This is a genomic window from Mesorhizobium sp. B3-1-9, from assembly GCF_006439595.1.
Lineage (GTDB): Bacteria > Pseudomonadota > Alphaproteobacteria > Rhizobiales > Rhizobiaceae > Mesorhizobium.
This window is the reverse complement of the sequence record NZ_VFTJ01000005.1, coordinates 86,233-109,791: the sequence shown is the minus strand read 5'-3', so window position 1 is coordinate 109,791 and position 23,559 is coordinate 86,233. Positions and strand designations below refer to the sequence as shown.

Annotated in this window: 27 protein-coding genes and 1 pseudogene; 11 read left to right on the top strand and 17 right to left on the bottom strand. The window is 63.0% G+C overall.

Annotated features, from left to right (window positions below):
• Position 1 precedes the first annotated feature (1 nt).
• From FJW07_RS11030 to FJW07_RS11010, 5 genes are all read right to left on the bottom strand, one after another.
• On the bottom strand, positions 2–493 hold the full coding sequence (locus FJW07_RS11030; protein ID WP_140705585.1) for a GNAT family N-acetyltransferase: 492 nt from the start codon (positions 491–493) through the stop codon (positions 2–4).
• The gene (locus FJW07_RS11025) at positions 490–780 is read right to left on the bottom strand and encodes a DUF1778 domain-containing protein (RefSeq protein ID WP_140705583.1); all 291 of its coding nucleotides are present in this window, start codon (positions 778–780) and stop codon (positions 490–492) included. The genes FJW07_RS11030 and FJW07_RS11025 overlap by 4 nt, the downstream gene beginning before the upstream one ends.
• A gap of 65 nt (positions 781–845) precedes the next feature.
• Entirely contained in the window at positions 846–1,784 is a 939-nt protein-coding gene (locus tag FJW07_RS11020; protein WP_348639758.1) for a GlxA family transcriptional regulator, read from the bottom strand.
• Positions 1,785–2,089: 305 nt separating this feature from the next.
• Positions 2,090–2,224, bottom strand: coding sequence for a hypothetical protein (locus FJW07_RS32270; RefSeq protein ID WP_112099240.1), 135 nt, complete (start codon positions 2,222–2,224; stop codon positions 2,090–2,092).
• Positions 2,225–2,573: 349 nt separating this feature from the next.
• Positions 2,574–2,759, bottom strand: a complete 186-nt coding sequence (locus tag FJW07_RS11010; protein ID WP_140646602.1) for a hypothetical protein — start codon at positions 2,757–2,759, stop codon at positions 2,574–2,576.
• Positions 2,760–2,978: 219 nt separating this feature from the next.
• Here FJW07_RS11010 and FJW07_RS11005 point away from each other — a divergent pair, with 219 nt between their 5' ends.
• Positions 2,979–3,878 carry a LysR substrate-binding domain-containing protein gene (locus tag FJW07_RS11005; protein WP_040981895.1) on the top strand — a complete coding sequence of 300 codons (900 nt, stop codon included), beginning with the start codon at positions 2,979–2,981 and terminating at the stop codon, positions 3,876–3,878.
• Between the two features lies 1 nt (position 3,879).
• Here FJW07_RS11005 and FJW07_RS11000 read toward each other — a convergent pair whose 3' ends face one another.
• Positions 3,880–4,845: an alpha/beta hydrolase gene (locus tag FJW07_RS11000; RefSeq protein WP_140784766.1), complete on the bottom strand. Its 966-nt coding sequence runs from the start codon at positions 4,843–4,845 to the stop codon at positions 3,880–3,882.
• A gap of 311 nt (positions 4,846–5,156) precedes the next feature.
• Positions 5,157–5,342 (bottom strand): hypothetical protein, encoded by a 186-nt coding sequence (locus FJW07_RS31710; protein ID WP_181166902.1) that lies wholly within the window; start codon positions 5,340–5,342, stop codon positions 5,157–5,159.
• Between the two features lie 294 nt (positions 5,343–5,636).
• On the opposite strand from FJW07_RS31710, the gene FJW07_RS10990 reads away from it, so the two are divergent.
• Entirely contained in the window at positions 5,637–6,659 is a 1,023-nt protein-coding gene (locus FJW07_RS10990; RefSeq protein ID WP_246680735.1) for an acyltransferase, read from the top strand.
• Between the two features lie 9 nt (positions 6,660–6,668).
• Here FJW07_RS10990 and FJW07_RS10985 read toward each other — a convergent pair whose 3' ends face one another.
• On the bottom strand, positions 6,669–8,738 hold the full coding sequence (locus FJW07_RS10985; RefSeq protein WP_140856355.1) for an ASKHA domain-containing protein: 2,070 nt from the start codon (positions 8,736–8,738) through the stop codon (positions 6,669–6,671).
• 89 nt (positions 8,739–8,827) lie between these two features.
• Here FJW07_RS10985 and FJW07_RS10980 point away from each other — a divergent pair, with 89 nt between their 5' ends.
• Positions 8,828–9,070: a hypothetical protein gene (locus FJW07_RS10980; protein ID WP_246672479.1), complete on the top strand. Its 243-nt coding sequence runs from the start codon at positions 8,828–8,830 to the stop codon at positions 9,068–9,070.
• 79 nt (positions 9,071–9,149) lie between these two features.
• Here FJW07_RS10980 and FJW07_RS10975 read toward each other — a convergent pair whose 3' ends face one another.
• The 7 genes and pseudogenes from FJW07_RS10975 to FJW07_RS10945 form a co-directional block, all read right to left on the bottom strand.
• Positions 9,150–10,124: a methyltetrahydrofolate cobalamin methyltransferase gene (locus FJW07_RS10975; RefSeq protein WP_140646596.1), complete on the bottom strand. Its 975-nt coding sequence runs from the start codon at positions 10,122–10,124 to the stop codon at positions 9,150–9,152.
• A gap of 80 nt (positions 10,125–10,204) precedes the next feature.
• On the bottom strand, positions 10,205–11,296 hold the full coding sequence (locus tag FJW07_RS10970; protein ID WP_140646594.1) for a methylenetetrahydrofolate reductase: 1,092 nt from the start codon (positions 11,294–11,296) through the stop codon (positions 10,205–10,207).
• A complete protein-coding gene (locus tag FJW07_RS10965) occupies positions 11,293–11,883 on the bottom strand; it encodes a methylenetetrahydrofolate reductase C-terminal domain-containing protein (RefSeq protein ID WP_140784769.1) in 591 nt (196 codons plus the stop codon). The genes FJW07_RS10970 and FJW07_RS10965 overlap by 4 nt, the downstream gene beginning before the upstream one ends.
• On the bottom strand, positions 11,876–12,178 hold the full coding sequence (locus FJW07_RS10960; protein ID WP_140856353.1) for a virulence factor: 303 nt from the start codon (positions 12,176–12,178) through the stop codon (positions 11,876–11,878). Before FJW07_RS10960 ends, FJW07_RS10965 begins: the two co-directional genes overlap by 8 nt.
• Before the next feature lie 175 nt (positions 12,179–12,353).
• A pseudogene (locus tag FJW07_RS32050) lies at positions 12,354–12,563 on the bottom strand (DUF1778 domain-containing protein); the annotation flags it as partial.
• Between the two features lie 112 nt (positions 12,564–12,675).
• The gene (locus FJW07_RS10950; RefSeq protein ID WP_140856351.1) at positions 12,676–13,458 is read right to left on the bottom strand and encodes a formyl transferase; all 783 of its coding nucleotides are present in this window, start codon (positions 13,456–13,458) and stop codon (positions 12,676–12,678) included.
• A gap of 96 nt (positions 13,459–13,554) precedes the next feature.
• A complete protein-coding gene (locus FJW07_RS10945; protein WP_140856350.1) occupies positions 13,555–14,130 on the bottom strand; it encodes a DUF4893 domain-containing protein in 576 nt (191 codons plus the stop codon).
• A gap of 128 nt (positions 14,131–14,258) precedes the next feature.
• Between FJW07_RS10945 and FJW07_RS10940 the strand changes: the two genes are divergently transcribed.
• Complete coding sequence (locus FJW07_RS10940; RefSeq protein WP_140856348.1) at positions 14,259–15,170, top strand: NAD(P)-dependent oxidoreductase; 912 nt, start codon at positions 14,259–14,261, stop codon at positions 15,168–15,170.
• A gap of 3 nt (positions 15,171–15,173) precedes the next feature.
• Here the strand turns inward: FJW07_RS10940 and FJW07_RS10935 are convergent, their stop codons facing one another.
• Positions 15,174–15,815, bottom strand: coding sequence for a DUF1638 domain-containing protein (locus FJW07_RS10935; RefSeq protein WP_140856346.1), 642 nt, complete (start codon positions 15,813–15,815; stop codon positions 15,174–15,176).
• A gap of 53 nt (positions 15,816–15,868) precedes the next feature.
• Between FJW07_RS10935 and FJW07_RS10930 the strand changes: the two genes are divergently transcribed.
• Positions 15,869–16,003 carry an entericidin A/B family lipoprotein gene (locus FJW07_RS10930; protein WP_041003961.1) on the top strand — a complete coding sequence of 45 codons (135 nt, stop codon included), beginning with the start codon at positions 15,869–15,871 and terminating at the stop codon, positions 16,001–16,003.
• Positions 16,004–16,088: 85 nt separating this feature from the next.
• Here the strand turns inward: FJW07_RS10930 and FJW07_RS10925 are convergent, their stop codons facing one another.
• On the bottom strand, positions 16,089–16,787 hold the full coding sequence (locus FJW07_RS10925; protein ID WP_140495658.1) for a B12-binding domain-containing protein: 699 nt from the start codon (positions 16,785–16,787) through the stop codon (positions 16,089–16,091).
• A 271-nt stretch (positions 16,788–17,058) separates the two neighbouring features.
• Here FJW07_RS10925 and FJW07_RS10920 point away from each other — a divergent pair, with 271 nt between their 5' ends.
• The 6 genes from FJW07_RS10920 (at position 17,059) to FJW07_RS10895 (ending at position 23,557) form a co-directional block, all read left to right on the top strand.
• Positions 17,059–18,633, top strand: a complete 1,575-nt coding sequence (locus FJW07_RS10920) for a trimethylamine methyltransferase family protein (protein WP_140856344.1) — start codon at positions 17,059–17,061, stop codon at positions 18,631–18,633.
• 89 nt (positions 18,634–18,722) lie between these two features.
• On the top strand, positions 18,723–19,412 hold the full coding sequence (locus FJW07_RS10915; protein ID WP_140856342.1) for a 4Fe-4S dicluster domain-containing protein: 690 nt from the start codon (positions 18,723–18,725) through the stop codon (positions 19,410–19,412).
• Positions 19,413–19,515: 103 nt separating this feature from the next.
• Positions 19,516–20,247, top strand: a complete 732-nt coding sequence (locus FJW07_RS10910; protein ID WP_140646584.1) for a dienelactone hydrolase family protein — start codon at positions 19,516–19,518, stop codon at positions 20,245–20,247.
• A gap of 144 nt (positions 20,248–20,391) precedes the next feature.
• The gene (locus FJW07_RS10905) at positions 20,392–20,955 is read left to right on the top strand and encodes a sigma-70 family RNA polymerase sigma factor (RefSeq protein ID WP_140856340.1); all 564 of its coding nucleotides are present in this window, start codon (positions 20,392–20,394) and stop codon (positions 20,953–20,955) included.
• A 2-nt stretch (positions 20,956–20,957) separates the two neighbouring features.
• Positions 20,958–23,132: a VWA domain-containing protein gene (locus FJW07_RS10900; RefSeq protein WP_140856338.1), complete on the top strand. Its 2,175-nt coding sequence runs from the start codon at positions 20,958–20,960 to the stop codon at positions 23,130–23,132.
• Between the two features lie 140 nt (positions 23,133–23,272).
• Positions 23,273–23,557 carry a hypothetical protein gene (locus tag FJW07_RS10895; RefSeq protein ID WP_246672478.1) on the top strand — a complete coding sequence of 95 codons (285 nt, stop codon included), beginning with the start codon at positions 23,273–23,275 and terminating at the stop codon, positions 23,555–23,557.
• The last annotated feature ends 2 nt before the right edge of the window (positions 23,558–23,559 follow it).

Sequence of the window (23,559 nt, the reverse complement as noted above, 5' to 3'; positions counted from 1 at the left end):
CTCAGAGATTCCTCAGGTCCTTTATAAGCACATAAAGGTGTAGCGGGTCAGTTGGCGACTGGATGAATCCGTAGCGTTCGTAAAAGCTACGAGCGTTATCGCCCTTTGCATGAACCGTGATAGCCCGGATGCCCGCGATATCGGCCGCTCGCAAGCTGCGTAAGACTGCATCGCGCAGCAGTCCCGCTCCAACGCCTCTGCCCTGCCAGTCCAGGCTGACCGCGAGACGCGCCAGCAGCATTATCGGCACGGGATGGCGAGCCAAGCCCTTTTTCAAACGATCGGGTGCGTCGTCATAGGCGACTTCGCCGACGACCAGCGTATAAAAGCCGATCACGTTCTCGCTTGAGAGGCCAATATATGTCTGCGACGCGTTGGCCTGCTGGTTTTGAAATGCATAGCGAGCAAGAAAGCGATTGAGTGGTTGTTCGCCGCAATCGAACTTCTCTACCGGATGGCCGCGAGCCAACTTCTCGATGCGAAACGGGTTCACGCCGGATCGCGGCCGGAAAAGATGCTTGGTTCGCTCAGGAGTTTCTTGAGGCGCGGAAGGTCCTGCGTCGGTGCATCAAGTGCCGAGAGAAACGCAGCCCATTTCTCCGCATCAAGATAGAAGGTGCGCCGGTCCGCCAACGTTTCCTCAGCCCGCCCAAGCGCACTTTCAAGGACGAAGTCACTTAGCGAACGACGCTCGGCCGCAGCTGCGGTTGCAAGAATACGCTTCGCTTCCGCGGTAAGGCGCAGGTCGAGTTTTTCGGATCGATTGGTTCGGGTGGCCATGGCTATCTCCAAGTACGGACGTACCATATCCGCCAGACAATGTCACGACAAATTGCGAAAATCGACTAGGCGGCCAGCAACTGCTTGCGGTCGACGCGCTCCTGCTGGGGCGAACGGGCGTAGAGCTCGCGGTAGCATTTGGAGAAATGCGAGGCGGAGACAAAGCCGCAGGCGACCGCCACTTCGACCACCGGCATCGACGACTGGATCAGCAGGTGCCGGGCGCGGTCGAGCCGGATTTCCAGATAGTAGCGGGCAGGGGAACGGCCCATCTCGGTGCGGAACAGGCGCTCGATCTGCCGCCGGGAAAGATCGACATGGTCGGCGATCTCGATCAGTGACAGCGGCTCGGAAAGGTTGGCCTCCATCAGTTCGATGATGGTCAGCACCTTGGAGTTCTGGACGCCGAGGCGGGCGCGCAGCGGCAGGCGCTGGCGGTCGGTCGGGCTGCGCACGCGGTCGGTCAGCACCTGCTCGCAGACGCGGTTGACGAGGCTCTCGTCGAAATCGTCGCCGATCAGCTTCAACATCATGTCGAGCGCGGCGGTGCCGCCGGCGCAGGTGTAGACGTTCTGGTCCACCTCGAAGAGGTCGGCAAAGACGTTGGCCTTCGGGAATGCCTCGGAAAAGCCCGGCAGGTTCTCCCAATGGATGGCGCAGCGCTTGTTGGACAACAGGCCGGCGGCGGCCAGGATATGCGCGCCGGTGCAGAGGCCGCCGACGGCGACGCCGCGATTATACTCCTCGCGCAGCCAGGCGAAGGCCGACTTGTTCTGGTAGCGCTCGACATTGATGCCGCTGCAGACGATCGCCATGTTCGGCCGATCCGGCCCGGCCATCTTCTTGCGCTCTTCCTCGAGCGAGGTGTTGACCGCGCATTCGACGCCGTTCGAGGCGCGCACCGGCTTGCCGTCTATGCTCGCCAGCCGCCAACGATAGGCTTCGTAGCCGAGCATCCGGTTGGCCGAGCGCAGCGGATCGAGCGCCGTCGCGAAGGCGATCATGGTGAAATCGGGAATGAGGAAGAATACAAACGATCTCTTGATCGGATGCTTTACGGCATTCACGGGGAAACCTCACGCAGCCATGACGCGAACAGGATGTCGCGAACAGCATAGCGACAACAGGAAAAACCATTCCTGTCAATCGGGTAGGCGGCTAAGTGAAGATTAAATTTGCGACACGGGTCGCAAATGGGCAATTCATGCAACCGAAGGGCGTGAGGACACCGACGGCAGCGGCAAATGACCAAATGAAAACGCCGCCTCGGCGGAGCCGGGCGGCGTCGAATTCGGTATGCCGGATTGTCTCAGGCAATGAAGCCGAGACGGGCAGCAGCCACGGCGCCGGTCTGGCCGGGCATGGTCTTGGCGAGGCGCTGACGCTCCAAAGCGGTGGTCAGGTTCATTTCGCGGCGGGCAAACAGGCGGGCAAAAAGCTTCATTGTCATCTCCATTGGGTTGCTCAGACGGGTCGCCTTCGCTTGATGGAGTGGGGCAGCTCGTTTGCTGGCGTGGATATAGGCTCACTTCAGCAGAAACTAAATCGCAAAAACGAACCGCTTGATATGAAAAGCGACATCATTTGCGACATTTTTTGGCAGGCTGCCCAAGATTTCCTATTATTTACAAGGGTTTAATCGGCGTGTTAACCCGCTATGCGGGTGGTTCATATGCGTCATGCTGTGATCGCATGGCTGGAAAAGTCGTTTGAGTGCAAACAAAGGCGCTAAAAACAAGCAAAAGGCCTGCCGAGCTGACGCGGCAGGCCTTCAGAACTCCATACACACTTGATTACTTCGCTCCGGCCCAACTTCCGACGCCGAAGCGCAAGCCGGTCTTGGCATCGGCGGCTTCCGGCCAGCCGATATCCTTCTGCAGTTCGATCGGCAGCGCATGGATGGCGCGTTCGGTCTGGTAGCGGGCACGGGCCGCGCTGAATTCGGTCGCAAGCCGACCGATGGATGACAGGATAGACATTTCTTTCTCCTCTATGCGGGCAGGGAGGCGCCCGTCACTGCGTTAAGCCAGGTCTGTTTCAGCTTCATTTCACGTCGACTGCAGGATTGTGTCAGGGGCGTTTGATGGCTGCTTTTGGCAGCATCCTGCATCGATCGAATTGACTATGCGCCTGGAGTGATGTTCAATCAAACGAAATGGAATGATGAATTGCATCAGAAAAATTGAAGGCAAGCTGCCATGAACGCCCCGCTCAATCATCCTTTGCCGCTGCTTGACCTCGATGTGCTGCGCACTTTTGTGGCGATCGCCGAGACCGGCAGCTTCACCACCGCCGCCAATGCGGTGTTCCGCACGCCATCGGCCGTCTCCATGCAGATCAAGAAGCTGGAGGACATCCTCGGCCGTTCCGTCTTCGCGCGCGACGCGCGTTCGGTGACGCTGACCACCGATGGCGAGATGCTGCTCGGCTATGCGCGCCGGCTTTTGTCGATCAACCGCGAGGTGGTGTCGAAATTCATCATCCCCGACATCGTGGGCGTGGTGCGGCTCGGTTCCCCGGACGATTATGGCGAGCGCGTGCTGCCGCATGTGCTGAAGCGTTTTGCCCAGTCGCATCCGTCGATCGCCGTCGACGTCACCATCGACCAGAGCATCAATCTGCGCCGCCGCATGGACGACCGCGCGCTCGACATCACGCTGCTCACCAATTCCTACAAGACCAGCGCGATCGGCGCCGAGGTGCTTTTGACCGAACCGATCGTGTGGGCGGGCGCCAAGGGCGGCTGCGCGCATCTGCGCGAGCCGCTGCCGGTGTCGCTGTGGGAAGAAGGCTGCGCATGGCGGGCAGGGGCGTTGGAAGCGCTTGGCCGCGAGGGCCGCAACTACCGCATCGCCTATATGAGCGCCCACACGGCCGGCCAGCGCGCCGCCATCATGGCCGACCTTGCAGTGGCGCCGCTGCCGAAGTCCTTCCTCGGCGACGAGATGGTCTCGCTGGGCGCCAAGGACGGCATGCCCGAGATCGGCACCTACAATCTCGCCATGGTGGTGGCGCCCGATGCGAGCGCGCCGGTGAAGGCCGTCGCCGACCATATCCGCGCGACGTTCGAACTGTTCCGGGAAACCGGCAAGTTCTGAGCTATTCGGCCGCCGGCGCCGGGCGCCCCGCGAAAGCGGCTTTCGTCCTGCGTCGCGCACGAGCCTGGCGCGCTGCTGGAACATTATCGAGGAATGCAACGATGCTGTCGCGCGCGCGGCGCGCCTCGGGCATCTCGATCAACGGCCAGACGTGGAACATGCCTTCCTCGTAGACCAGGTCGACCTCGACACCGGCAGCGCGTGCGCGTTCGGCGAAGATGAGATTGTCTGGTGTCAGCATGTCGCGTGAACCGGTCAGCAGCAGCGTCTTAGGCAGCACGGACAGGTCGCCGTAAAGCGGGCTGATGTGCCAGTCGGTGCGATCGAAACCGGCGCTGTAGAGCCGCACCGCTTCCAGCCCGCCCGCAATACCCAGCCACGGATCCTGCCGCTCGGCCTCGAAGACTTCCGGATTTGCAAGCGAAACGTCGAGACCGGGCGAGATCAGCACATGGCGCGACGGTGCCGGCAGGCCCTCCTCGGCGGCTATCATGGTCAGCACGACGGCCATGTTGCCGCCGGCGGAATCGCCCATGAAGACGATGTCTTGCGCCTCAGTCTCTTCGAGCATGCGCCGGTAGACGTCGCCGACCATGCCGAACATGTCATGGAAATCGTGCTCCGGCGCGATGGGGTAGACCGGCACGGTGATGCCGAAGCCGAGACGCTCGGCCATTTCGGCGATCAGCCCCCAATGGTAGGAGGTGATCTGAAAGACATAGGCGCCGCCATGCATGTAGAGGATGCGCCGGCTTTCGCCCGCCTTCGGCGCGATCTCATAGACGGGAAAGCCGTCGATCTCGGTCTCGGCGATGTCCAGCCGTGCCCTGAGCAAGGCCGGCGGATGATAATCCTCTGTCTTGCGGGCGTAGGCGATCCAGCGCTGCAGGTTCTCGGGACTGGAAAACGCCTTCTTGCGGCTGTGCCTGAGAACGAACGAAACGAGATGGCTTTTCAAACTGGGCATGCAGATACACGCACTTCGGCAGAGCCGACTAAGAGAATTCCCCCCGCTCTGCGAAGATTGTACCTCAGTTAAAAATGTCAAGGATTCACGCTGGCACATCGGCGTGATCCGATGGTGCCAGTTCTTTGTTTGCGCGATTTCGGGCGGAAGGCTACGGCGAATTGCCGAGCCTAACCGCTGCGCACGTTTCCTGGAATTGCTCTAGCGCCGCTTCGACAGCAGCGCCGCGCGCAATTTGTTGTCGACGTTCGCCGAGGCCGCGTCGCGGCCACGGCGCTTGCCGAGCAGCTTGCATTTGTCGGCGAAGGTCATCAGCGCGGTGTGCCCAGAAGCAGCGCATGAAGGGCTGCCTGCGGGTCGCTCGGCGGCGAAGCCGGCCAGCCAATATCCTTCTGGACATGCGCCGGCAGGCTGTTCAGCGCGCGGATCGCCTTGTTCCTGGCGTGAGCCAGCCTGATGGTCACGCCGAAACGGCTGAGGTTGTCGTACATCGACATTTTCATCTCCCTTGAAGAGCAGCGGCGGCCGAGGATTGTCCGCAGCCGCCGTTCGATGTCGGTTAAATCGCTCACGCATGTATCGGATCGATTTCGCGAAAACAGCGTTTCGGTTTCCGGATAGCGCGAATCCGGAAACATTTGCATACAAACGAATTGGACCGGCGGGCATTCCGGCTTCCGTCCGGATAGAAGCCATCCGCGGGTTGACAGCAGCGCTCGGCTGCTTTGTTATTGTGCGATGCGATATCGACTGTATGCACTGCAGCATAGCGCGATCTGGACCAGAGCATCGTGACGAGCATCCACAGTATTCAATATCTGCGGGGCCTTGCCGCCTGCGCAGTCGTTTGCTTTCACGTCAGCGAACAGTTCGGCGGTCCGTTCCACGTCGGAGCAGCCGGCGTCGACGTTTTCTTCGTCATCAGCGGTTTGATCATGTGGGTGACGACGGCCGGCAGGCCGGCCGATCCTTGGCGTTTCATGGGTCGCCGGATCACCCGAATCGTGCCTCTCTACTGGATCGTCACGCTGCTGACCGCGGCAGGCATCCTGATCAAGCCACAATTCTTCTACGGCCATTTCTTCAGTATGGCGAATTTCGTCGGCTCGCTGTTCTTCCTGCCTGTCCTGCAGGAGGGGGCGCTGCATCCCATCGTCATACAGGGTTGGACGCTTTGCTATGAGATGATGTTCTATCTCGTTTTCACCCTGGTCCTGTTCCTCGGGGAGCGCTGGCGGTTCGGAGTTCTCGTGGGCGCCCTTGTGGCCATCGTCGCGCTGCATTTCGTCTTGCCCGCGGGATACGCGCATGCCTTCACCGATCCTGTCGTGCTCGAGTTCGCGGCCGGCGTCGTCGTGGGGCGCTTGTGGCTCCAGGGCGCCAGGCTGCCGCTCGGAGTGGCGCTGGCGATGGCTGTCTTAGGATTTCTGCTCCTTGCGGCCAGCCCGCTGTTCGATGCCGACATGGCTCGCGCCTTGCGCTGGGGGCTTCCGGCCACGCTGATCGTGGCTGGCGCGGTGTTTGCCGAGCGGGCGCGGCCGTTCAAGCCCGCGGCCTTGCCCAGCTTTCTCGGCGATGCGTCCTATTCGATCTACCTATGGCATGTCGTGGCCGGCGTCCTGGCGACGGGTATCGTCTTGAGGGCCGGCCTCCCGGCGGTCTTGCAGCCGGCAACGATCCTGGCCATCACGCTGGCGCTCTCGGCAGTGCTTTATCTGATCGTCGAAAAGCCATTGATCGGCCTGCTGCACCCGCAACGTCCCAAGGGCGCCGTGAAGGCAAGCACTGCCGCGGCCGCAGGGGCCGCCGAATGAGCTGAAACGTTAGTCGCGGCCGCGCCGTGCCGCGCGCTCCTCGCGTGAACGCCGGCGTGGGGTAGCGTCGCCGGCGGTGCCGTCCTCGCTCATCGCCTTGCGCGGCGGCAGCTTCACCGCGGCCGCCAGCTTCGGGAAGGGGTCGACCTTGTTCGGCAGCGCCATGGCGTAGACGAAGTGCTCCTGGAATTTCGGCTCCAGCGCCGTCTCGATCTTCTCGATCCTGCTCACCGTCTCCTCGATCTCGCGACGGTAGCCGCGATTGAGCAGCGCCATGCGCGCGCCGGCGCCGGCGGCGTTGCCGACGGCCGAGACCTTGTCGAGGTCGCAGTCGGGGATGAGGCCGAGCACCATGGCGTATTTCGGATCGATGAACGAACCGAACGCGCCGGCGAAATGGATGCGGTCGACGTGCTCGGTGTGCTGCTTTTCCATCAACAGCTTGGTGCCGGCATAGAGTGCTGCCTTGGCAAGCTGGATGGCGCGCACGTCGTTCTGGGTGATGGTGATCCTGGGTTCGCCTTCCTTCAGCACATAGGAGAAGGTGCGGCCGTTGGGAACGATGCGCGGCGAGCGCGCGGCCAGCGATCCGTCGACGACGCCATCTTCGGAGATGATGCCGGCAAGGTACATTTCCGCCACGATCTCGATGATGCCGGAGCCGCAGATGCCGGTGACGCCGGTCGCCTGCACGCTGTCGAGGAAGCCCGGCTCGTCCGACCACAACTCCGAACCGATGACGCGATATTTCGGTTCAAGCGTGTCCGGGTCGATGCGCACGCGCTCGATGGCGCCGGGCGCGGCGCGCTGGCCGCCGGAGATTTCCGCGCCCTCGAAGGCCGGGCCGGTGGGCGAGGAGGCCGCGACCACACGCGTCGAGTTGCCGAGCACGATCTCGGCATTGGTGCCGACGTCGACGATCAGCATCATCTCGTCCTGGCGATGCGGGCCTTCCGACAGGGTGACGGCGGCGGCATCGGCGCCGACATGGCCGGCAATGCAAGGCAGCATATAGAGGCGGGCGCCCTGGTTGAGCTTCAGGCCGATGTCGGAGGCCTTGATGCGCACCGCGCCGGAGACGGCAAGCGCGAAAGGCGCGCCGCCCAACTCGGTCGGATCGATGCCGAGGAACAAGTGATGCATGATCGGATTGCCGACGAAGACGGAATCCAGGATGTCGGCGCGCTGGACATTGCCTTCGGCGCAGACCTTGTCGACGAGGCCGGAAACCGCTTCGCGCACGGCGACCGTCATGCCTTCGCGACCGTCCGGATTCATCATCACGTAAGAGACGCGGCTCATCAGATCCTCGCCGAAGCGGATCTGCGGATTGGACGTGCCGGAAGATGCCGCGACTCGGCCCGACAGCAGCGACACCAGATGCATGGCTATGGTGGTCGAGCCGATGTCGCAGGCAAGGCCATAGGCTTCGTTCTTGAGGCCGGGCCACAACGCGATGACACGCGCGATGTCGCTGTCGGCATCCTTGTGGATGGCGGCCGTCGCGGTCCAGTTGCCCTTGCGCAGGATGCCCTGCACCTGCGGCAGCAGATAGAAATCGAATTCGAGGTTCTTGAGGCCCCAGTCCTTCATCAGGGCGATCTTGAGCCGGTCGAGGTCGCCGAGCGGCTTGTGCATGTCGGGCTCCTCGATCTCGACATAGCACATGCGGATCGCCGTATCGCGGGCGATCACCCTGGTGTCGGCGTCCTTTCGGATGGTCTGGGCGTTGATGACCGTGTCCTGCGGCACGTCGATGACGAGGTCGCCGAGGACCTGCGCCGAGCAGGAGAGGCGGCGCCGTTCAGGCAGGCCGCGCACGCGCTCGTAGCGCTCTTCCTTGGCGCCCTTGGGCGAGATGTGGTCGTTGGACGAGACGATCTTGTGCTTGGCGAAATTGCCTTCCTGCACCTCGATCTGGCAGCGCCCGCAAGTGGCGCGGCCGCCGCATACGCTTTCGACATAGACGCCGAGTTGGCGCGCCGCATCGAGCACGGGCGTTCCAACGGGGAACCGGCCGCGCTTGCCCGACGGCATGAACAGCACGAGCGGATCGGTGATGTTGGGCGGAGGGTTCATGCTGGCACGCGTCTCGATGGCAATTGTCGATGCCGTTTAACGGATCGTTTTACTGTTGGGTGGAGAGTCTGCTGGTCCAGGGGCCAACCATGTCGGATCTTCTGCTTTCCGCCGTCTTCACCGCGTTCACCATGGTGCGCGTGATCAAGGGCTCGTGGCTGCGCAATCCGCAATACCTCGCCACCGGGATCCTCGGCGCGATCGTCGGTGCGCTGCTGCTGCACGCGTTCTGGCCCGCCTATGACGATGATTTCATCGTCGGCGGCGTAACAGGCCTCTTCGGATCGTGGGCGGGAATGGCGCTGTTCGACGCCATATTGGGCATGGCCTGAACGCAAAGCAGAGCTGTCCGGCCGCATCCACGATGCGATCGGACCAGCCTTGTTTGCGGTGCGGCTCACGATTGCGCGCTTATCCCCTGGCCATGCGGGCTTCACGGCCGCCGCGGCGACGGCCGCCATTGCCGCTGCCTTCGCCCGGCGCGTTGACGGCCGTTGGAGCCGCAACGGCTTGACCGCCTTCGACCGGCTTATAGTCCTTGTAGGTGCGGATCCAGTTGGTGCAGTTCTCGTCGGTGCCGTTGAGCACATTGGCGCCGCGCACGGCTTCCATTTCCTGCGGACGGACCGGGTTCATGATGGCGCTGGTCATGCCGGCGCCGATCACCATCGGGATGAAGGCGGCGTTGATGCCGTGGCGGTGCGGCAGGCCGAAGGAGATGTTGGAGAGGCCGCAAGTGGTGTTGACCTTGAGCTCTTCGCGCAACCGGCGCAGCAGCGCGAACACCTGGCGTCCGGCATCGCCCAGCGCGCCGATCGGCATCACCAGCGGGTCGACGACGACGTCATGGGCGGGAATGCCGAAATCGGCGCAGCGCTGGACGATCTTCTTGGCGACGGCGAAGCGGACGTCCGGGTCCATCGAGATGCCGGTCTCGTCGTTGGAGATGGCGACGACCGGGACGTTGTATTTCTTGATCAGCGGCAGGATGGCCTCGAGCTTTTCTTCCTCGCCGGTGACGGAGTTGACCAGCGGACGGCCCTTGGCGACCTTCAGCGCGGCCTCGATCGCGGCGGTCACCGAGCTATCGATCGACAGCGGCAGGTCGACCAGGCCTTGCACGATCTCCAGCGTCTGCACCAGAAGCGCCGGCTCGGTCGCATTGGGGTCGACGGCGGTGACGCCGGCATTGACGTCGAGCATGGTGGCGCCGCAGGCGGCCTGCTCCAGCGCGTCTTTGATGACGGTCTCGAAATTTCCGGCCACCATTTCGGCGGCGAGCTTCTTGCGGCCGGTCGGGTTGATGCGTTCGCCGATCACGCAGAAGGGCTGATCGAAGCCGATGACGATTTCTCGGGTCGCCGAGGCGACGATGGTGCGGGTCATGAAATCTCTCCGTCGGGATATAAAGAGTTCTTTATATCGTTATCTGATCTCGTTCAAGCGGATGGTGACTGGCCACGCTGTCAATGCGCGGTCTTCACCATATCCACCTGGGTTTCGGTAATCTCGTCGTGCAGCAGGTGGTCAAGTCGGTCGGCGACCAGTTGGTCGTCGCGCCGGCGCTCCCGCTTCCAGGGCTGGCGGCCTTTCAGCACGCCGGATTCATCGACGATCTCGGCGACATATTCCTCTTGGCGGTAGGCCATCACATGGATGCCGGCGACGCCGGGGATTTCCTTCACCTCGTTGATGATGTCGATGCAGAGCTGCTTGCCTTCCTTCTTCTGGTCCTGCGCGCCTTCCAGCCGCTTGATCACAGCGTCGGGGATATGGATGCCCGGCACGTTGGAGCGGATCCACTTCGCCGTCTTGGCGGAAGCGAGCGGTCCGACACCGCAAAGCAGGAAGAGCTTTTCAGTGTGGCCGAGGTCGCGGGCCTTCTGCATGAAGGTTCTGAACATCGGCACGTCGAAGCAGTACTGCGTCTGTGCGAACTGCGCGCCGGCGGCGATCTTCTTGCCGAGATGGATCGGGCGGAAGTCGTAGGGCGGCGCGAAGGGGTTGACGGCGGCACCCAAGAAGACCTGCGGCGGCGTCGTCAGCTTGCGGCCGGACAGGAACTTGCCATTGTCGCGCATGATGCGGATGGTTTCGAGCAGCGACATGGAATCGAGGTCGAACACCGGCTTGGCGCCGGGCTGGTCGCCGGCCTGCACGCCGTCGCCCGTGAGGCACAGCATGTTGGCGACGCCCATGGCCGCGCCGCCCAGCACGTCGCCCTGGATGGCGATGCGGTTCTTGTCGCGGCATGCGATCTGCATGATCGGCGCATAGCCCATGCGGGTGAGCAGCGCGCAGATGCCGACGGACGACATATGGCAGTTGGCGCCCGAGGCATCGACGGCATTGATGGCATCGACCCAGCCATCAAAAATCTTGGCGCGGTTGTAGACGTCTTCGGGATCGGCGCTGTCGGGTGGATTAAGCTCGGTCGTTACAGCAAACTCACCGCGGCGCAGCACGCGCTCCAGCCGGCCGCGCGATGTGTGGCCGGGCAGGGGCTCAAGCGGCAGGTGGATGCCGGCCGGGTTCTCGTCGACCTGACGGGCGGTCATGCCGAAGCTCCAGGGTTCTGGGTCGTTTCACGCGCGGCGGCGGCCTGCGCGGTTACCCTCAGCCAGGCCGAGGTTTCGCGCAGCGACTGATCGACCGGCTTCTGCACGGTGAGGATATTGTCGCCATGCACCATATTGCGCGAGCCTTCCCAGGCCTTGACCCAGACGCAAGGCATGTCCGGCTCGACCTCGCAATTGCCGTTGGCGCGCACGCCGCCGCAAGGGCCGTTGCGCAGCTGCTTGGGGCAGTTCATCGGGCACGACATGCCGGTGGAGGAGAGCACGCACTGGCCGCACATGCGGCAGTCGAACATGAAGCCCTTGACGCGCTTCTCGACGAATTTCACCGGGGCTTCGACGCGGCCGTAGCCGATGCCCTTCCACAAAGGATGCAAGAGCAGGAAAATGTCGGCGAACCGGCTGTAGAACCATTCGAGCAATCGCGAATGCCGGATGGACCACAGGCGCACGGCGAAAGTGCGCTGGACGCGCCGCTGCGGCGACACGTCGGCAGGCTTGTAGTCGGATTTCGGCGCTGCCTTCTTGACCAAGGTGGCCTGGGTAACCGCCGGCTGCTTGTCAGACATTTTCTTTCCCGCCAGCCTTGACCAGAGCGACTAGCCGCTCGCGGTCATATTTCGCGTCGAGTTCCTGATAGGCCTTCTCGACCTCGGCCTCGATGTCGTCGCCGACCGGGATCGGATCGGCCTTGCGCCATTCCGCCAGATAGTCGTCGGTGCCGCCGGCGCCGGTGCGCATGGCGCACATGTCGATCGCCTCGGTGAAACGCAGCGGCAGCTCGCGCTTGGCGTTCTGCCGGCCCTTCCTGACGATGACCTGGGCGGGGATGTCGCGCCAATAGACGACGATCAGATCGGCCATGAATTCTCACTCCTCGAAGTCTTGGAGCATTGCCGCATGCGCTGTTGGGCTGCTTGTTATGGGACGACGCGCGCGCCTTCAAAAGCGACGCTGGCGGAGGTCGCAAAAAGAAAGGTCATGAGCGCGGATTGAGAGACGGGGTCTCCGTCGTCGATGGCAAGGGGCCGAGGAGGTGTCAGACCTGCCACACAGGCCGCGACGCAGCGAGCCTTTGCAAACCGGCGCGCCCCCGCGCCGGCGACTTCGCCCAAGCCTCGAACTTTTCCCATTCGGCAGCCGGGATCGTCACCACAAGCCCATCCAGCACCTGCATTTCGGCTGCTTCAACGGCCTTATGCCGGATGAAGTCGCTGAGATTGGTGTGTGCTCGACGGGCAGCAGCTTCAAGAAGCTCACGTTAGTCAGAGGCGACGCGAATATTGATAAGGGCCATGTTGGACATCGGCAGAACTTACTCTCCTGTAGACAATAGCATACAGGGCGACCAATTGACCGGCCTACCAGATGCGCTTGGTCAGGCCGGTCCAGAGGTAGAGCCAGATCGTCGGGTGATACCATTGCTTCGACGGTAGATTCGGGTCGATCGTTTCCAGTCTGCCGACCAGCGCATTGGCGACCGCCTCGACGCAGATATCGCGCGAAAACGCCGCCTGGCGCAGCGCGTAACTGGCGATGGTGTCGCCGGTCTTGGGCCTGCCGCGCGCCTGCTTCAGCACGCCACCGGTGTCGACGCCGGCATCGACCAGATGCACGGTGGTGCCGAAATTCGCTTGATCGCCGGAGGCCAGCGCCCAATAGCCGCCATTCATGCCGCGATATTTCGGCGCGATGCCGGCGTGGTAGTTGAGCACCGGGCAAGGCATTGTTGCCAGCGTTTCCTTCGACAGCAGTCTGCAGCCGGCAAGCAGCACCACGCCCGGATTGATCCTGGCGACCGCCTTGAGGCATTCCGGCCCATTGGCTGAAGGCACATGGATGATCGCCTGACCTTGCCGCGGTTCGGTGTCGAGCTTCTCCTCGGCGATCAGCCTCTCGGCATGGGCAGCCAGGAAGCGCTTGCCGAGTCTCGTCAACACCATGGTGCCGAGCTGGCCGAGGGCCGAGACCCAGCCCTGGCGCCGCGCGCGGCGGATGAGCAGGCGCTTTTTGGATTCGGCGGATTCGAGGATGACGCTGACGGGACCGACACGGTCGGCAAGCGCATTGACGATGGCCCAGATATGCGGACCACCTTCGGTGACGACCACGACCGGTCGCGTATTCGATTCCGACGCTGCCACGGCAACCACCCACTTTGAAAGCCGGGCGCATGCTATGCGGAGCGGGTTAATCCTTGGTGTGGCGGAGGCGTTTCAACGAGGCAGCAAAGGACGGGCTCAGCGCTTGAATTCCATGATGTCGAGTTTCGATTCGTAATAAGGCGCCGGGAATTCGATCCGCCACTCGGTGGCGCTGTTGCGGAAAGCGTAGCCGACCTGGTCGCTTTCGGGGCCGCTGCCATAGGGCTTGGCCTTGTCGTCATTGACCGAGAACGAGCCGAGATAGATGGAGCGTTTCTCGCCATCGTCGAAGAAGCGGCCGGCGGTGCGCTGCGAGCCGCTGATCTTGGCGAGCCGCCAGCCGGAGCCGTCGTCGGTCACCTTGCACTTGAACCATCCATAGATGATGAGCGGGCTCAAGCCGCCCGCCTTGATGGTGCGGCACTTCCAGTTGCCGGTGAGATCCTTGTCGGAGAAGGCGACGAGAGGTCTGGCGAGCAGGTCATCCAACTGCTTGACCTCGGACGGATCGCCGGCCTTGGCCTCTTCGAGGGCCGCCTTGCGCGTCTCGCCATATTTGTCCAATCGCGCCTTGTCGGCAGCCGTGATCAGCTTCTGCACCTCGCCGTCGGCAAGGGACGGTAAAGTGAGGGCGACGAGACCGAGGACGGCAAGGAACAGGCGAGGCATCATGAACATGTTTCCTCAAATCAATGGCTGGAACAAAGTTCTTTCTATCGCTGGCGCAAAACTTACCGGTTCGCGATCGTCTGTCATCCGTGCTTAACAACAGCAGTTCGCAAAAATGGTGGTTCGATCGCATGCGGATCCTGCTCACGGGGTCGTCCGGCTGGCTGGGCGGCGCGCTCAAGCCGAGGCTCGAAGCGCTCGGCCCTCACGTCGTCGGCCTTGACCCGGTTCCCTCGGCGCGCACGCAGGTCGTCGGCTCGATCGCCGATCGCGAGCTTGTCCTGAGGACCGTCCGCGAGAATAGCATCGAGGCCATCATTCACGGTGGGGCGCTTCACAAGCCGAACATCGAGCATCATGAGAACACGGCCTTCGTGGCCACGAATGTGCAAGGCACGCTCAACCTGCTCGATGCGGCCGTGGCCTGCGGCGTGCAACGCTTCGTCTTCACCTCGACGACGTCGCTCATGATCTCGCAGGCAATCCGCGCCGGCTTCCAGGGCGGCGCGCGCAAGGCCGCCTGGCTGACGGAAGAGATGTCGCCTGAGCCGCGCAACATCTATGGCGTGACGAAACTCTCGGCCGAGCATCTCTGTCGCCTCTACCATATCGAGCATGGACTGCCGGTGGTGGTGCTGCGCACGGCGCGCTTCTTTCCCGAGGCGGACGACATGGCGCATGCCATCGAGCAGTCCGATGCCAACACCAAGGCCAACGAATTGCTGTTCCGTCGGCTGACGGTGGAGGACGCGGCCGACGCCCATGTGGCGGCCCTGGAGAAGGCGCCGAGCCTTGGCTTCGACATCTTCATCATCTCGGCGCCGACACCGTTCCGGCCGCAGGATTGCGCCGAATTGATCGCCGACGCGCCGTCTGTCGTCGCGCGCTATTTCCCGGATTATCCGCGCCTTTATGCCAGGAAAGGCTGGACGATGTTTTCGTCGATCGATCGCGTCTACGATCCGTCGCGGGCGAGGGAGAGGCTGGGCTTCGTCTGCGGGACCAGCTTCGCCGATGTGCTTGCCGCGCTGGAAAAGACGTGACGGCTAGGCGTCTCGGGCAGCGCCCTGTGCCGTCCGCGCCAGCTCGCCGGCCAGGTCGCCATAGCCGGTCGAGCGGCGCTCATAGACGAGGCCAAGCATGGCGGCGGCTTTCTCGGCGACCTTGTCGAGCTCCGGATCGTCGGTCTGGGCGAGATAGATCAGCTTCTCGTAGTTGCCGAAATAATCCTTGATCAGCTCGGGATGGCGGTCGAGGCCGAGCGGCTTGATGAAGAAGGCCTCGAACTGACGGCAGAGAAAGTCGGTCATGTAGAACGACATCATGTCGTCATCGGCGACCTTCGCGTAGGCGTCCATGCCCTGGTAGAAGGCAAAGCAGTGCGGCCCGGCCATGCGCTCGACGCCGTGCTTCTCGATGACGCGATCGAGCAGGCCGCCGGTGCCGCAATCGGCATAGCCGACGAAGATGTGCCGGTAGCCTTCCGCCTTGGCTTTCTCGATCGCCTTGTCCATCGCCGGCGCGATGCGGTCCGGATAGAAATGGAACTCGGCTGGCAGGCAGGTCAGATCGAGATGGTCGAGCTTTAGCTGTTGCTTGACGGCCAAAACTTCGCGCGCAATCATCCCGCAGGCGATGACGAGCAGCCTGTCTGTTTGATTCGGTTCCGTTTTTTGCGTCTTGACCAAGTCGGGCCGGCTTTCGCTGCGGGGCTTAATATCTGTCGAGGGAGACACCGTCCATGAAACTGCTACGCATCGCGCCGATCGCCATCCTGGCCTGCGCGCTTGCACTCACCGCCTGCGCCAACACCATCCGTGGCGTCGGCAAGGACGTCAAATCGACGGCAAGGGCGGTCAAAGACACTGTCAACTGATCTGCAGCCTCGTCCATCATCTGGGAACAAAAAAGCCGCGCTGCAAGGCGCGGCTTTTCTTGTCGATCCATCCTGATGCCTTGGGTCAGGCGGAAGCGCGAACGTTGTGCTTGCGCTTCATGTAGTCCTTGGCGGTCTCGACCGCCACCGCCGCGTCGCGGCAATAGGCGTCGGCGCCGACGGCCTTGCCGAATTCCTCGTTGAGCGGCGCGCCGCCGACCAGCACGACGTAATCGTCGCGGATGCCCTTTTCCTTCATCGTGTCGATCACGACCTTCATGTAGGGCATGGTGGTGGTGAGCAGCGCCGACATGCCGATGATGTCGGGCTGGTGCTGCTCGATCGCGTCCAGGTACTTCTCGACGGCGTTGTTGATGCCAAGGTCGATGACGTCGAAGCCGGCGCCTTCCATCATCATGCCGACGAGGTTCTTGCCGATGTCGTGGATGTCGCCCTTGACGGTGCCGATCACCATCTTGCCCTGTTTCGGCGCGCCGGTGGCGGCGAGCAGCGGACGCAGGATGAACATGCCGGCCTTCATGGCGTTGGCCGAGAGCAGCACTTCCGGCACGAACAGGATGCCGTCGCGGAAATCCTCGCCGACGATACGCATGCCTTCGACCAGTGCCTCGGTCAGCACCTTGTAGGGCGCCCAGCCGCGCTCGAGCAGGATTCGCGTGCCTTCCTCAATCTCTTCCTTCAGCCCATCATAAAGATCGTCGTGCATCTGCTGCACGAGCTCGTCGTCGGAAAGCTCGGAAAGGATGATCTCGTCGTCGGACATTTCTCTCGGGCTCCTTGCTGCTCGGAATGACTGCGGCAGCCTAAAAATCGATGCGCCAATACCTAACCCGCGAGGGCAGGGCATCCATAGCTGATTTGCGACTTCCCGCAAAAGGAAAGCGACTGAAAAATTGGCGCTTTTCTTGTCGATTTTGCGACAGGCGTTGGCGCTGGCTGGCCGTTTCCAATAGGGTGCATGGCTACGATCCGGGCAAGAAGCGGCAGCGATGGGCCGCAGGCCAGTTCAGGCCAGATTTATAGGAAGAACGATCATGAGCGATAACGCGGCAGTCGAGCAGGAAGCGTCGGGCGGACGGCGCGGACGCGGCGCCAGCGGCGGCGCGGCGGCACGCCGGGCTGCCCGTTCGGGCGGCGGTCCGGGCACGCAGCTCACCTACATCAAGCGCAAGATCAACGTGTACGAGGTCCTCAACGAGGAAGGCCTGGCGCTGATCGAGAAGAACACCGACACGGTGCTGGAAGAAATCGGCATCATTTTTCGCGACGATGCCGAGGCGCTGGCGCTTTGGAAAGATGCGGGTGCCGACGTCAAGGGCGAGCGCGTGCATTTTCCGAAAGGTCTTTGCCGTTCGCTGTTGAAGACCGCGCCTTCGATCTACACCCAGCATGCGCGCAACCCGGAGCGCTCGGTGCAGATCGGCGGCAACGCGACCGTGTTCGCACCGGTCTACGGCCCGCCCTTCGTGCGCGACCTCGACGGCAACCGCCGTTACGCGACCATCGAGGATTTCCAGAATTTCGTGAAGCTCGCCTATATGGCGCCATCGATCCACCATTCGGGGGGCACGGTGTGCGAGCCGGTCGACGTGCCGGTCAACAAGCGCCATCTCGACATGATCTACGCGCACATCCGTTATTCGGACAAACCGTTCATGGGCTCGGTGACGGCGCCGGAACGGGCCGAGGACACGGTGGCGATGGCCAAGCTCGTGTTCGGCGACGACTTCGTCGAGAACAACACGGTGCTGACCAGCCTGATCAACGCCAACTCGCCGATGGTGTTCGACGAGACCATGCTCGGCGCGCTGAAAGTCTATTCGCGCCACAACCAGGCCTGCATCGTCACGCCGTTCATCCTGGCCGGCGCGATGAGCCCGGTGACGGTCGCCGGCACGCTGACGCAGGTGCTGGCGGAGGTGCTGGCCGGCGCCTCGTTCACCCAGCTGATCAGGCCCGGCGCGCCGGTGCTGTTCGGCACCTTCGCCTCGTCGATCTCGATGCAGTCGGGCGCGCCGACCTTCGGCACGCCGGAGCCGTCGCTGGTGTCCTATGGCGCCGCGCAGCTCGCGCGCCGGCTCGGTTTGCCGTTCCGCACCGGCGGCTCGCTCTGCGCCTCGAAGGTCCCGGACGCGCAGGCAGCCTATGAGAGCGCCAACACGCTCAACTCGACGATCCTTGCCGGCACCAATTTCGTGCTGCATTCGGCCGGCTGGCTCGAGGGCGGTCTCGCCTCCTGCTATGAAAAATTCATGATGGATATCGACCAACTCGGCATGCAGCAGAAGTTTGCCGAGGGCGTCGACCTGTCGGAAAACGGCCAGGCGATGGACGCGATCCGCCAGGTCGGTCCGGGCAGCCATTATCTCGGCTGCGACCACACCCAGGCGAATTTCCAGACGGCATTCTACCGCTCCAACATCGCCGACAACAATTCCTACGAGCAGTGGCTGGCCGAAGGCGAGAAGACCGCCCCGCAGCGCGCCAACGAGCTCGCCCGCCGCTGGCTGGAGAGCTACGAGGCGCCGCATCTCGATCCGGCCATCGACGAGGCGCTGAAGGATTTCATCGCCAAGAAGAAGGGCTCGATGGCCGACGCCTTCACGTGAAAGGAGCCCGAGTCAGGCCGGGCTAAAGTGGCCGACATCATCCATAAGGAAGTCTGGCGGAGCGCGTTCTCCGACCCGGACCGGAAGGGATGACTTTTTCCCGCGGCACGGTCGAGGAGATTGCGGCCGTGCTCGCGGCCAGTGGCCTGATCCTTCGCGGCGGTTTCAGCTTTGGCGATGATGCGGTTGCACCGGCCGGACCTTCTGGCGCTCCGGCCAAATCGATGCTTTTGGTCGGGCAAGCAGGCGCGGCGCCATGGCCGTATTTTCAGCGCTGGCTGGAACAGCAGGCGAGGGACATCGCCAATCCGCTCGACACTTGGTCGCGCGCGGTGATCGGCTCGGTCGCGCAAGGCTGCGACGCCCGCGCCGTTTCGCCTTCAGACCGGCCCTATCTGCCGTTCCAGCAATGGGCGATGCGGGCCGAAGGGTTGAAACCGTCGCCGCTCGGCGTTCTGATGCACCCGCAATATGGGCTATGGCATGCCTATCGCGGCGCATTGCTGTTCGAGGACGAGATTTCTCTTCCCGACCCTCATGCAGCGATTCATCTCTGCGACACATGTGTCGCAAAACCCTGCCTGAAATCCTGTCCGGTGGACGCCTATTCCGGGCAGGGCTTTGCCCATGAAGCCTGTCTGGACCATGTTCGCGGCTCCCGCGGCGAGCCCTGCCGGGTGGGCGGCTGCCTCGACCGCAACGCCTGCCCCTATGGCACAAGCTATCGCTATCCGCCGGAGGTGCAGGCCTTTCATATGGCGGCCTTCGCGCGGCTCTAGGAGGCAGGCTGGCCGCACGAAATCTTGAACGGCCTGGTCCGGGAATGGCTTGCCGGAACGGCGCGTGCCGATATCTAACGCGCGACAGGCAACGGAGAGCATCATGACTGGAAAGCAGATCGAGTTCGAAACCAGGGACGGCAAGGCAAAGGCTGGCCTTTTTCGACCGTCAACCAAGGCCAGCGCCGGCGTCATCCTTTATATGGACGCCTTCGGGCCGCGCCCGGCGCTTGACGAGATGGCCGAGCGGCTCGCCGGCCACGGCTATGCCGTGCTGGTGCCCGATCTTTTTTACCGCAACGCGCCCTATGGTCCGTTCGACGCCAAGACCGCCTTCACGGCGGAGGAAACCAAGACCAAGCTGATGGCGCTGGTTACCGGCACCACGCAGGAAATGACCATCCGCGACAATGCCGCCTTCCTTGATGCGCTCGCCGCCGAAGGGGTCGATGGGCCGATCGGCGTCGTTGGCTATTGCATGGGCGGCGCGCGGGCGCTCAATGCGGCCGCGACCCACCCCGACCGCATCGTCGCCGCGGCAAGCTTCCACGGCGGCAATCTCGCCAGCGACGCGCCCGACAGCCCGCACCGCAAGGCGGCCTCGATCGAGGCGCGCGTCTATGTGGGGGTTGCCGGCGTCGACCGCAGCTTCCCGCCGGAGCAGTCGGCGCGGCTGGCGGAAGCGCTCAGGGTCGCCGAAGTCGATCATGTCATCGAGAATTATGTCGGCGTCGGCCATGGCTGGTGCGTCAAGGACCACAGCGTCTATGACGAGGCGGGTGCCGAGCGCCATTGGAAGCGGCTGACGACGTTTTTCAAAGAGACATTGGGGTAAGTGATCTTCTGATCTATGGCCGCGCTGCCCCTCATCCGTCACTTCGTGACACCTTCTCCCCGTAAACGGGGTGAAGGAATGTTTGTGCAAAAAAATCTTTGCATCGCCCCAAGGATTGGCCATTAGCCTTCGTCCAACAGGCAAATGACGGCGATGATGCTGGACGACGGCGAAGCCTCCGATGCCGAATTGATCGTGCGGGCGAGGGGCGGAGACAGGGGTGCTTTCGGCAGATTGCTCGAAAGGCACTATGGTTTCGTCTATCGCGCCGCCTATCGCTGGTGCGGACGCAAGACCGATGCCGAGGACATAGCCCAGGACGTCTGCGTGCGGCTTGGCCGCGCGATCCGCGACTATCAGGGCAGCGGCGCCTTCACGACATGGCTCTATGCCATGACGCTGAACGCGGCGCGCGACATGATGCGCAAGCGCGCCCGCGACACCGCCAAGACCGATGCCTACGGCGCCTATGCGTCGATTGCCGGCGAAGCACCGGCTGAGGCCGACGATCCGACCGAGGCGCTGTGGGCGGCGGTGCGGATGCTGCCAGACAAGCAGCGCGACGCGGTTCTGCTGGTCTATGGCGAAGGTCTCAACCACGCCGCGGCGGCGGAAGTGATGGCGATCTCGCAGGCGACGGTTTCCTGGCACATCCATGAAGCGAAGAAACGGCTGAAGCTGCTGATGCGCTCAGCCGGGGAAGTGTGACCATGGTCGACGACAACGAACTCGAAAGGCTGCGCGACATCGCGGTACCGGCGCCTGACGGCGAGGCGAAGGCGCGCGCGTTCACCGCCGCGATGCAGGCTTTCGACCTCGACGAAAGAATTTCCGCGGTCCCCCAAGGAACGCCCGCAGGCCTTCGTCTCACGGAGCGAGCAAGAATGCTCTGGAGAGACATCATGCAACGGAAACTCATTGCCACGCCGGCCATCACCGCGCTGGTCGCGCTGCCTATTGCCGGCTATGCCGCTTTCGAGATGCTGAAGGAACAGCCGCGGGTCATCGGCAGCAACGGCAGCGTCACCGAGACGGTGGCAGACAAGCCGGTGGCGCAGAAGCCGGAACAGCCCGCGGTCAACGAGCCGCTGGCAGCGGCGCCCGCCAAGGAAAAGAAGACCGACGCGGACGCCGAGACCCGGGCCAATTCACAAGCGGCGCCGAAGCCGGCGACAGAGGTCGACACCCTGTTCAGGCAGGAGGCGACGCCGGCGGCCAAGCGCGCCTTGCAGGCTACGCCGGCGGAGAGCGGCCAACTCGCGGCCGGCGGTAAAGATGGGGTCGGGGTAATTGCGGGCTATTCCCCCAAACGGAGCGCCGACGAGCTGGAGCGCGCCGACAAGGCACCGGCAGGAGCAGCTGCCGGGATTCCGGCGTCTCCGCCGGCGGTCGCCGATTCCAAGCTGATGGTGCAGCCTGCGCCCATGCCGGTCGACCAACTGCAGCCGCAGGAGGAAAACCGCGACCGCGTCGAGAATTTCAAAACCAATCCGGTGCATGAAACAGCCCAGGATCCGGTCTCGACTTTCTCGATCGATGTCGACACGGCCTCCTATTCTTTCGTGCGGCGCTCGTTGAAGGAAGGCGCTCTGCCCGACCCGGACACGGTGCGCGTCGAGGAGATGATCAACTACTTCCCCTATGACTGGAAGGGCCCCGAATCGGCTTCAACGCCGTTCAACTCGACCGTCACCGTCATGCCGACGCCGTGGAACGAGCACACCAAGCTCATGCATGTCGCGATCAAGGGTTTCGACGTGAAGCCGGCCGAGCAGCCGAAGGCCAATCTGGTCTTCCTGATCGACGTGTCGGGGTCGATGGACGAGCCGGACAAGCTGCCGCTGCTCAAATCCGCCTTCCGCTTGCTGGTGAGCAAGCTGAAGCCCGACGACACCGTTTCGATCGTCACCTATGCCGGCAATGCCGGCACGGTGCTGATGCCGACCAAGGCGGCCGAAAAGCAGAAGATCCTTGCTGCAATTGACAATCTGGCGCCCGGCGGCTCGACGGCCGGCGAGGAAGGCATCCGCGAGGCCTACAAGCTTGCCCAGCAATCCTTCGTCAAGGACGGCGTCAACCGGGTGATGCTGGCCACAGACGGCGATTTCAATGTCGGCCAGACCGATGACGACGACCTCAAACGGCTGATCGAGAAGGAGCGCAAGACCGGCGTGTTCCTGTCGGTGTTCGGCTTCGGCCGCGGCAATTTGAACGACCAGATGATGCAGACCATCGCCCAGAACGGCAACGGCACGGCAGCCTATATCGACACGCTCGCCGAAGCCGAGAAGGTGCTGGTCGAGGATGCATCGTCGACGCTGTTCACCATCGCCAAGGACGTCAAGATCCAGGTCGAGTTCAACCCGGCCAAGGTGTCGGAATACCGTCTCGTCGGTTATGAGACCCGCGCGCTCAAGCGCGAGGACTTCAACAATGACCGCGTCGATGCCGGCGATATCGGCTCGGGCCACTCGGTGACGGCGGTCTATGAAATCACGCCGAAGGGCAGCGGCGGCGAGCAGGTCGACCCGCTGCGCTACGGCCAAGCCAAGGTCGACAATGGCGGCATCGCAAATGCCGACGAATATGCCTTCGTCAAGATCCGCTATAAGCTGCCTAACGAGAATGTCTCGAAGCTCATCACCACGCCGGTGACCGCCGCCAACGAGGTCTCGTCCTTCGACGCTGCCGGCGCCGACCAGCGGTTCTCAGTCGCGGTCGCGGCCTTGGGGCAGAAGCTGCGCGACGAGGATCAGACGGCGAATTTCGGCTACGACCGCATCGCGGAGATCGCCAACGCCGCGCGCGGCGCCGATCCGTTCGGCTACAGGGCAGAGTTCCTGTCGCTGGTGCGCCTGGCCTCATCGCTGGACGGCAACAAGTAGGCCATTATTGATTGAAGGAAGGACCGGCGGGAGAAAATCCCGCCGGCCTTTTTGCGATCGTTAAACTGCGCTGCTTTTCCGGAACCTCGCCGCAACGAGCTTCTGTTAGTCAATGCTGATAGAGATTTGAGGGATCAGCAGTGCATATCACGACAATCGGGAACGCGAACTCGACGGCGCTCAATGCCCCGGTGCGCGGACCGTCCGCTCCTTCAGCGGAATCCGCGCGCATCAGGAACGATGTCGACGCGGCGCGCAACACAGCGCTTTCGGCCCTCAACAACGACCGTTTTCGCGTGATGCTGGAACAGATCAGCGACCCCGGCGCATCGGGCGCCCTGATGACGATGGGCGCCGACAATCAGGGCAGTGCCGGCACCGATCTCAATACCGCGCTGTCGCGCTACGCCGAAAACAGCAAGTAGAA

What these genes read in the sequence shown, in the direction of transcription:
- FJW07_RS11005 (WP_040981895.1), top strand. Translation starts at nt 2,979, where the DNA reads ATGAACGCCCCGCTCAATCATCCTTTGCCGCTGCTTGACCTCGATGTG.
- FJW07_RS11020 (WP_348639758.1), bottom strand. Translation starts at nt 1,784, where the DNA reads ATGATCGCCTTCGCGACGGCGCTCGATCCGCTGCGCTCGGCCAACCGG.
- FJW07_RS10905 (WP_140856340.1), top strand. Translation starts at nt 20,392, where the DNA reads ATGACGGCGATGATGCTGGACGACGGCGAAGCCTCCGATGCCGAATTG.
- FJW07_RS11010 (WP_140646602.1), bottom strand. Translation starts at nt 2,759, where the DNA reads ATGTCTATCCTGTCATCCATCGGTCGGCTTGCGACCGAATTCAGCGCG.
- FJW07_RS10985 (WP_140856355.1), bottom strand. Translation starts at nt 8,738, where the DNA reads ATGAACCCTCCGCCCAACATCACCGATCCGCTCGTGCTGTTCATGCCG.
- FJW07_RS11000 (WP_140784766.1), bottom strand. Translation starts at nt 4,845, where the DNA reads ATGCCCAGTTTGAAAAGCCATCTCGTTTCGTTCGTTCTCAGGCACAGC.
- FJW07_RS10965 (WP_140784769.1), bottom strand. Translation starts at nt 11,883, where the DNA reads ATGTCTGACAAGCAGCCGGCGGTTACCCAGGCCACCTTGGTCAAGAAG.
- FJW07_RS10920 (WP_140856344.1), top strand. Translation starts at nt 17,059, where the DNA reads ATGAGCGATAACGCGGCAGTCGAGCAGGAAGCGTCGGGCGGACGGCGC.
- FJW07_RS10980 (WP_246672479.1), top strand. Translation starts at nt 8,828, where the DNA reads ATGTCGGATCTTCTGCTTTCCGCCGTCTTCACCGCGTTCACCATGGTG.
- FJW07_RS10945 (WP_140856350.1), bottom strand. Translation starts at nt 14,130, where the DNA reads ATGATGCCTCGCCTGTTCCTTGCCGTCCTCGGTCTCGTCGCCCTCACT.
- FJW07_RS10960 (WP_140856353.1), bottom strand. Translation starts at nt 12,178, where the DNA reads ATGGCCGATCTGATCGTCGTCTATTGGCGCGACATCCCCGCCCAGGTC.
- FJW07_RS31710 (WP_181166902.1), bottom strand. Translation starts at nt 5,342, where the DNA reads ATGTCGATGTACGACAACCTCAGCCGTTTCGGCGTGACCATCAGGCTG.
- FJW07_RS10915 (WP_140856342.1), top strand. Translation starts at nt 18,723, where the DNA reads ATGACTTTTTCCCGCGGCACGGTCGAGGAGATTGCGGCCGTGCTCGCG.
- FJW07_RS10900 (WP_140856338.1), top strand. Translation starts at nt 20,958, where the DNA reads ATGGTCGACGACAACGAACTCGAAAGGCTGCGCGACATCGCGGTACCG.
- FJW07_RS10925 (WP_140495658.1), bottom strand. Translation starts at nt 16,787, where the DNA reads ATGTCCGACGACGAGATCATCCTTTCCGAGCTTTCCGACGACGAGCTC.
- FJW07_RS10975 (WP_140646596.1), bottom strand. Translation starts at nt 10,124, where the DNA reads ATGACCCGCACCATCGTCGCCTCGGCGACCCGAGAAATCGTCATCGGC.
- FJW07_RS10930 (WP_041003961.1), top strand. Translation starts at nt 15,869, where the DNA reads ATGAAACTGCTACGCATCGCGCCGATCGCCATCCTGGCCTGCGCGCTT.
- FJW07_RS10910 (WP_140646584.1), top strand. Translation starts at nt 19,516, where the DNA reads ATGACTGGAAAGCAGATCGAGTTCGAAACCAGGGACGGCAAGGCAAAG.
- FJW07_RS32270 (WP_112099240.1), bottom strand. Translation starts at nt 2,224, where the DNA reads ATGAAGCTTTTTGCCCGCCTGTTTGCCCGCCGCGAAATGAACCTGACC.
- FJW07_RS10940 (WP_140856348.1), top strand. Translation starts at nt 14,259, where the DNA reads ATGCGGATCCTGCTCACGGGGTCGTCCGGCTGGCTGGGCGGCGCGCTC.
- FJW07_RS10970 (WP_140646594.1), bottom strand. Translation starts at nt 11,296, where the DNA reads ATGACCGCCCGTCAGGTCGACGAGAACCCGGCCGGCATCCACCTGCCG.
- FJW07_RS11025 (WP_140705583.1), bottom strand. Translation starts at nt 780, where the DNA reads ATGGCCACCCGAACCAATCGATCCGAAAAACTCGACCTGCGCCTTACC.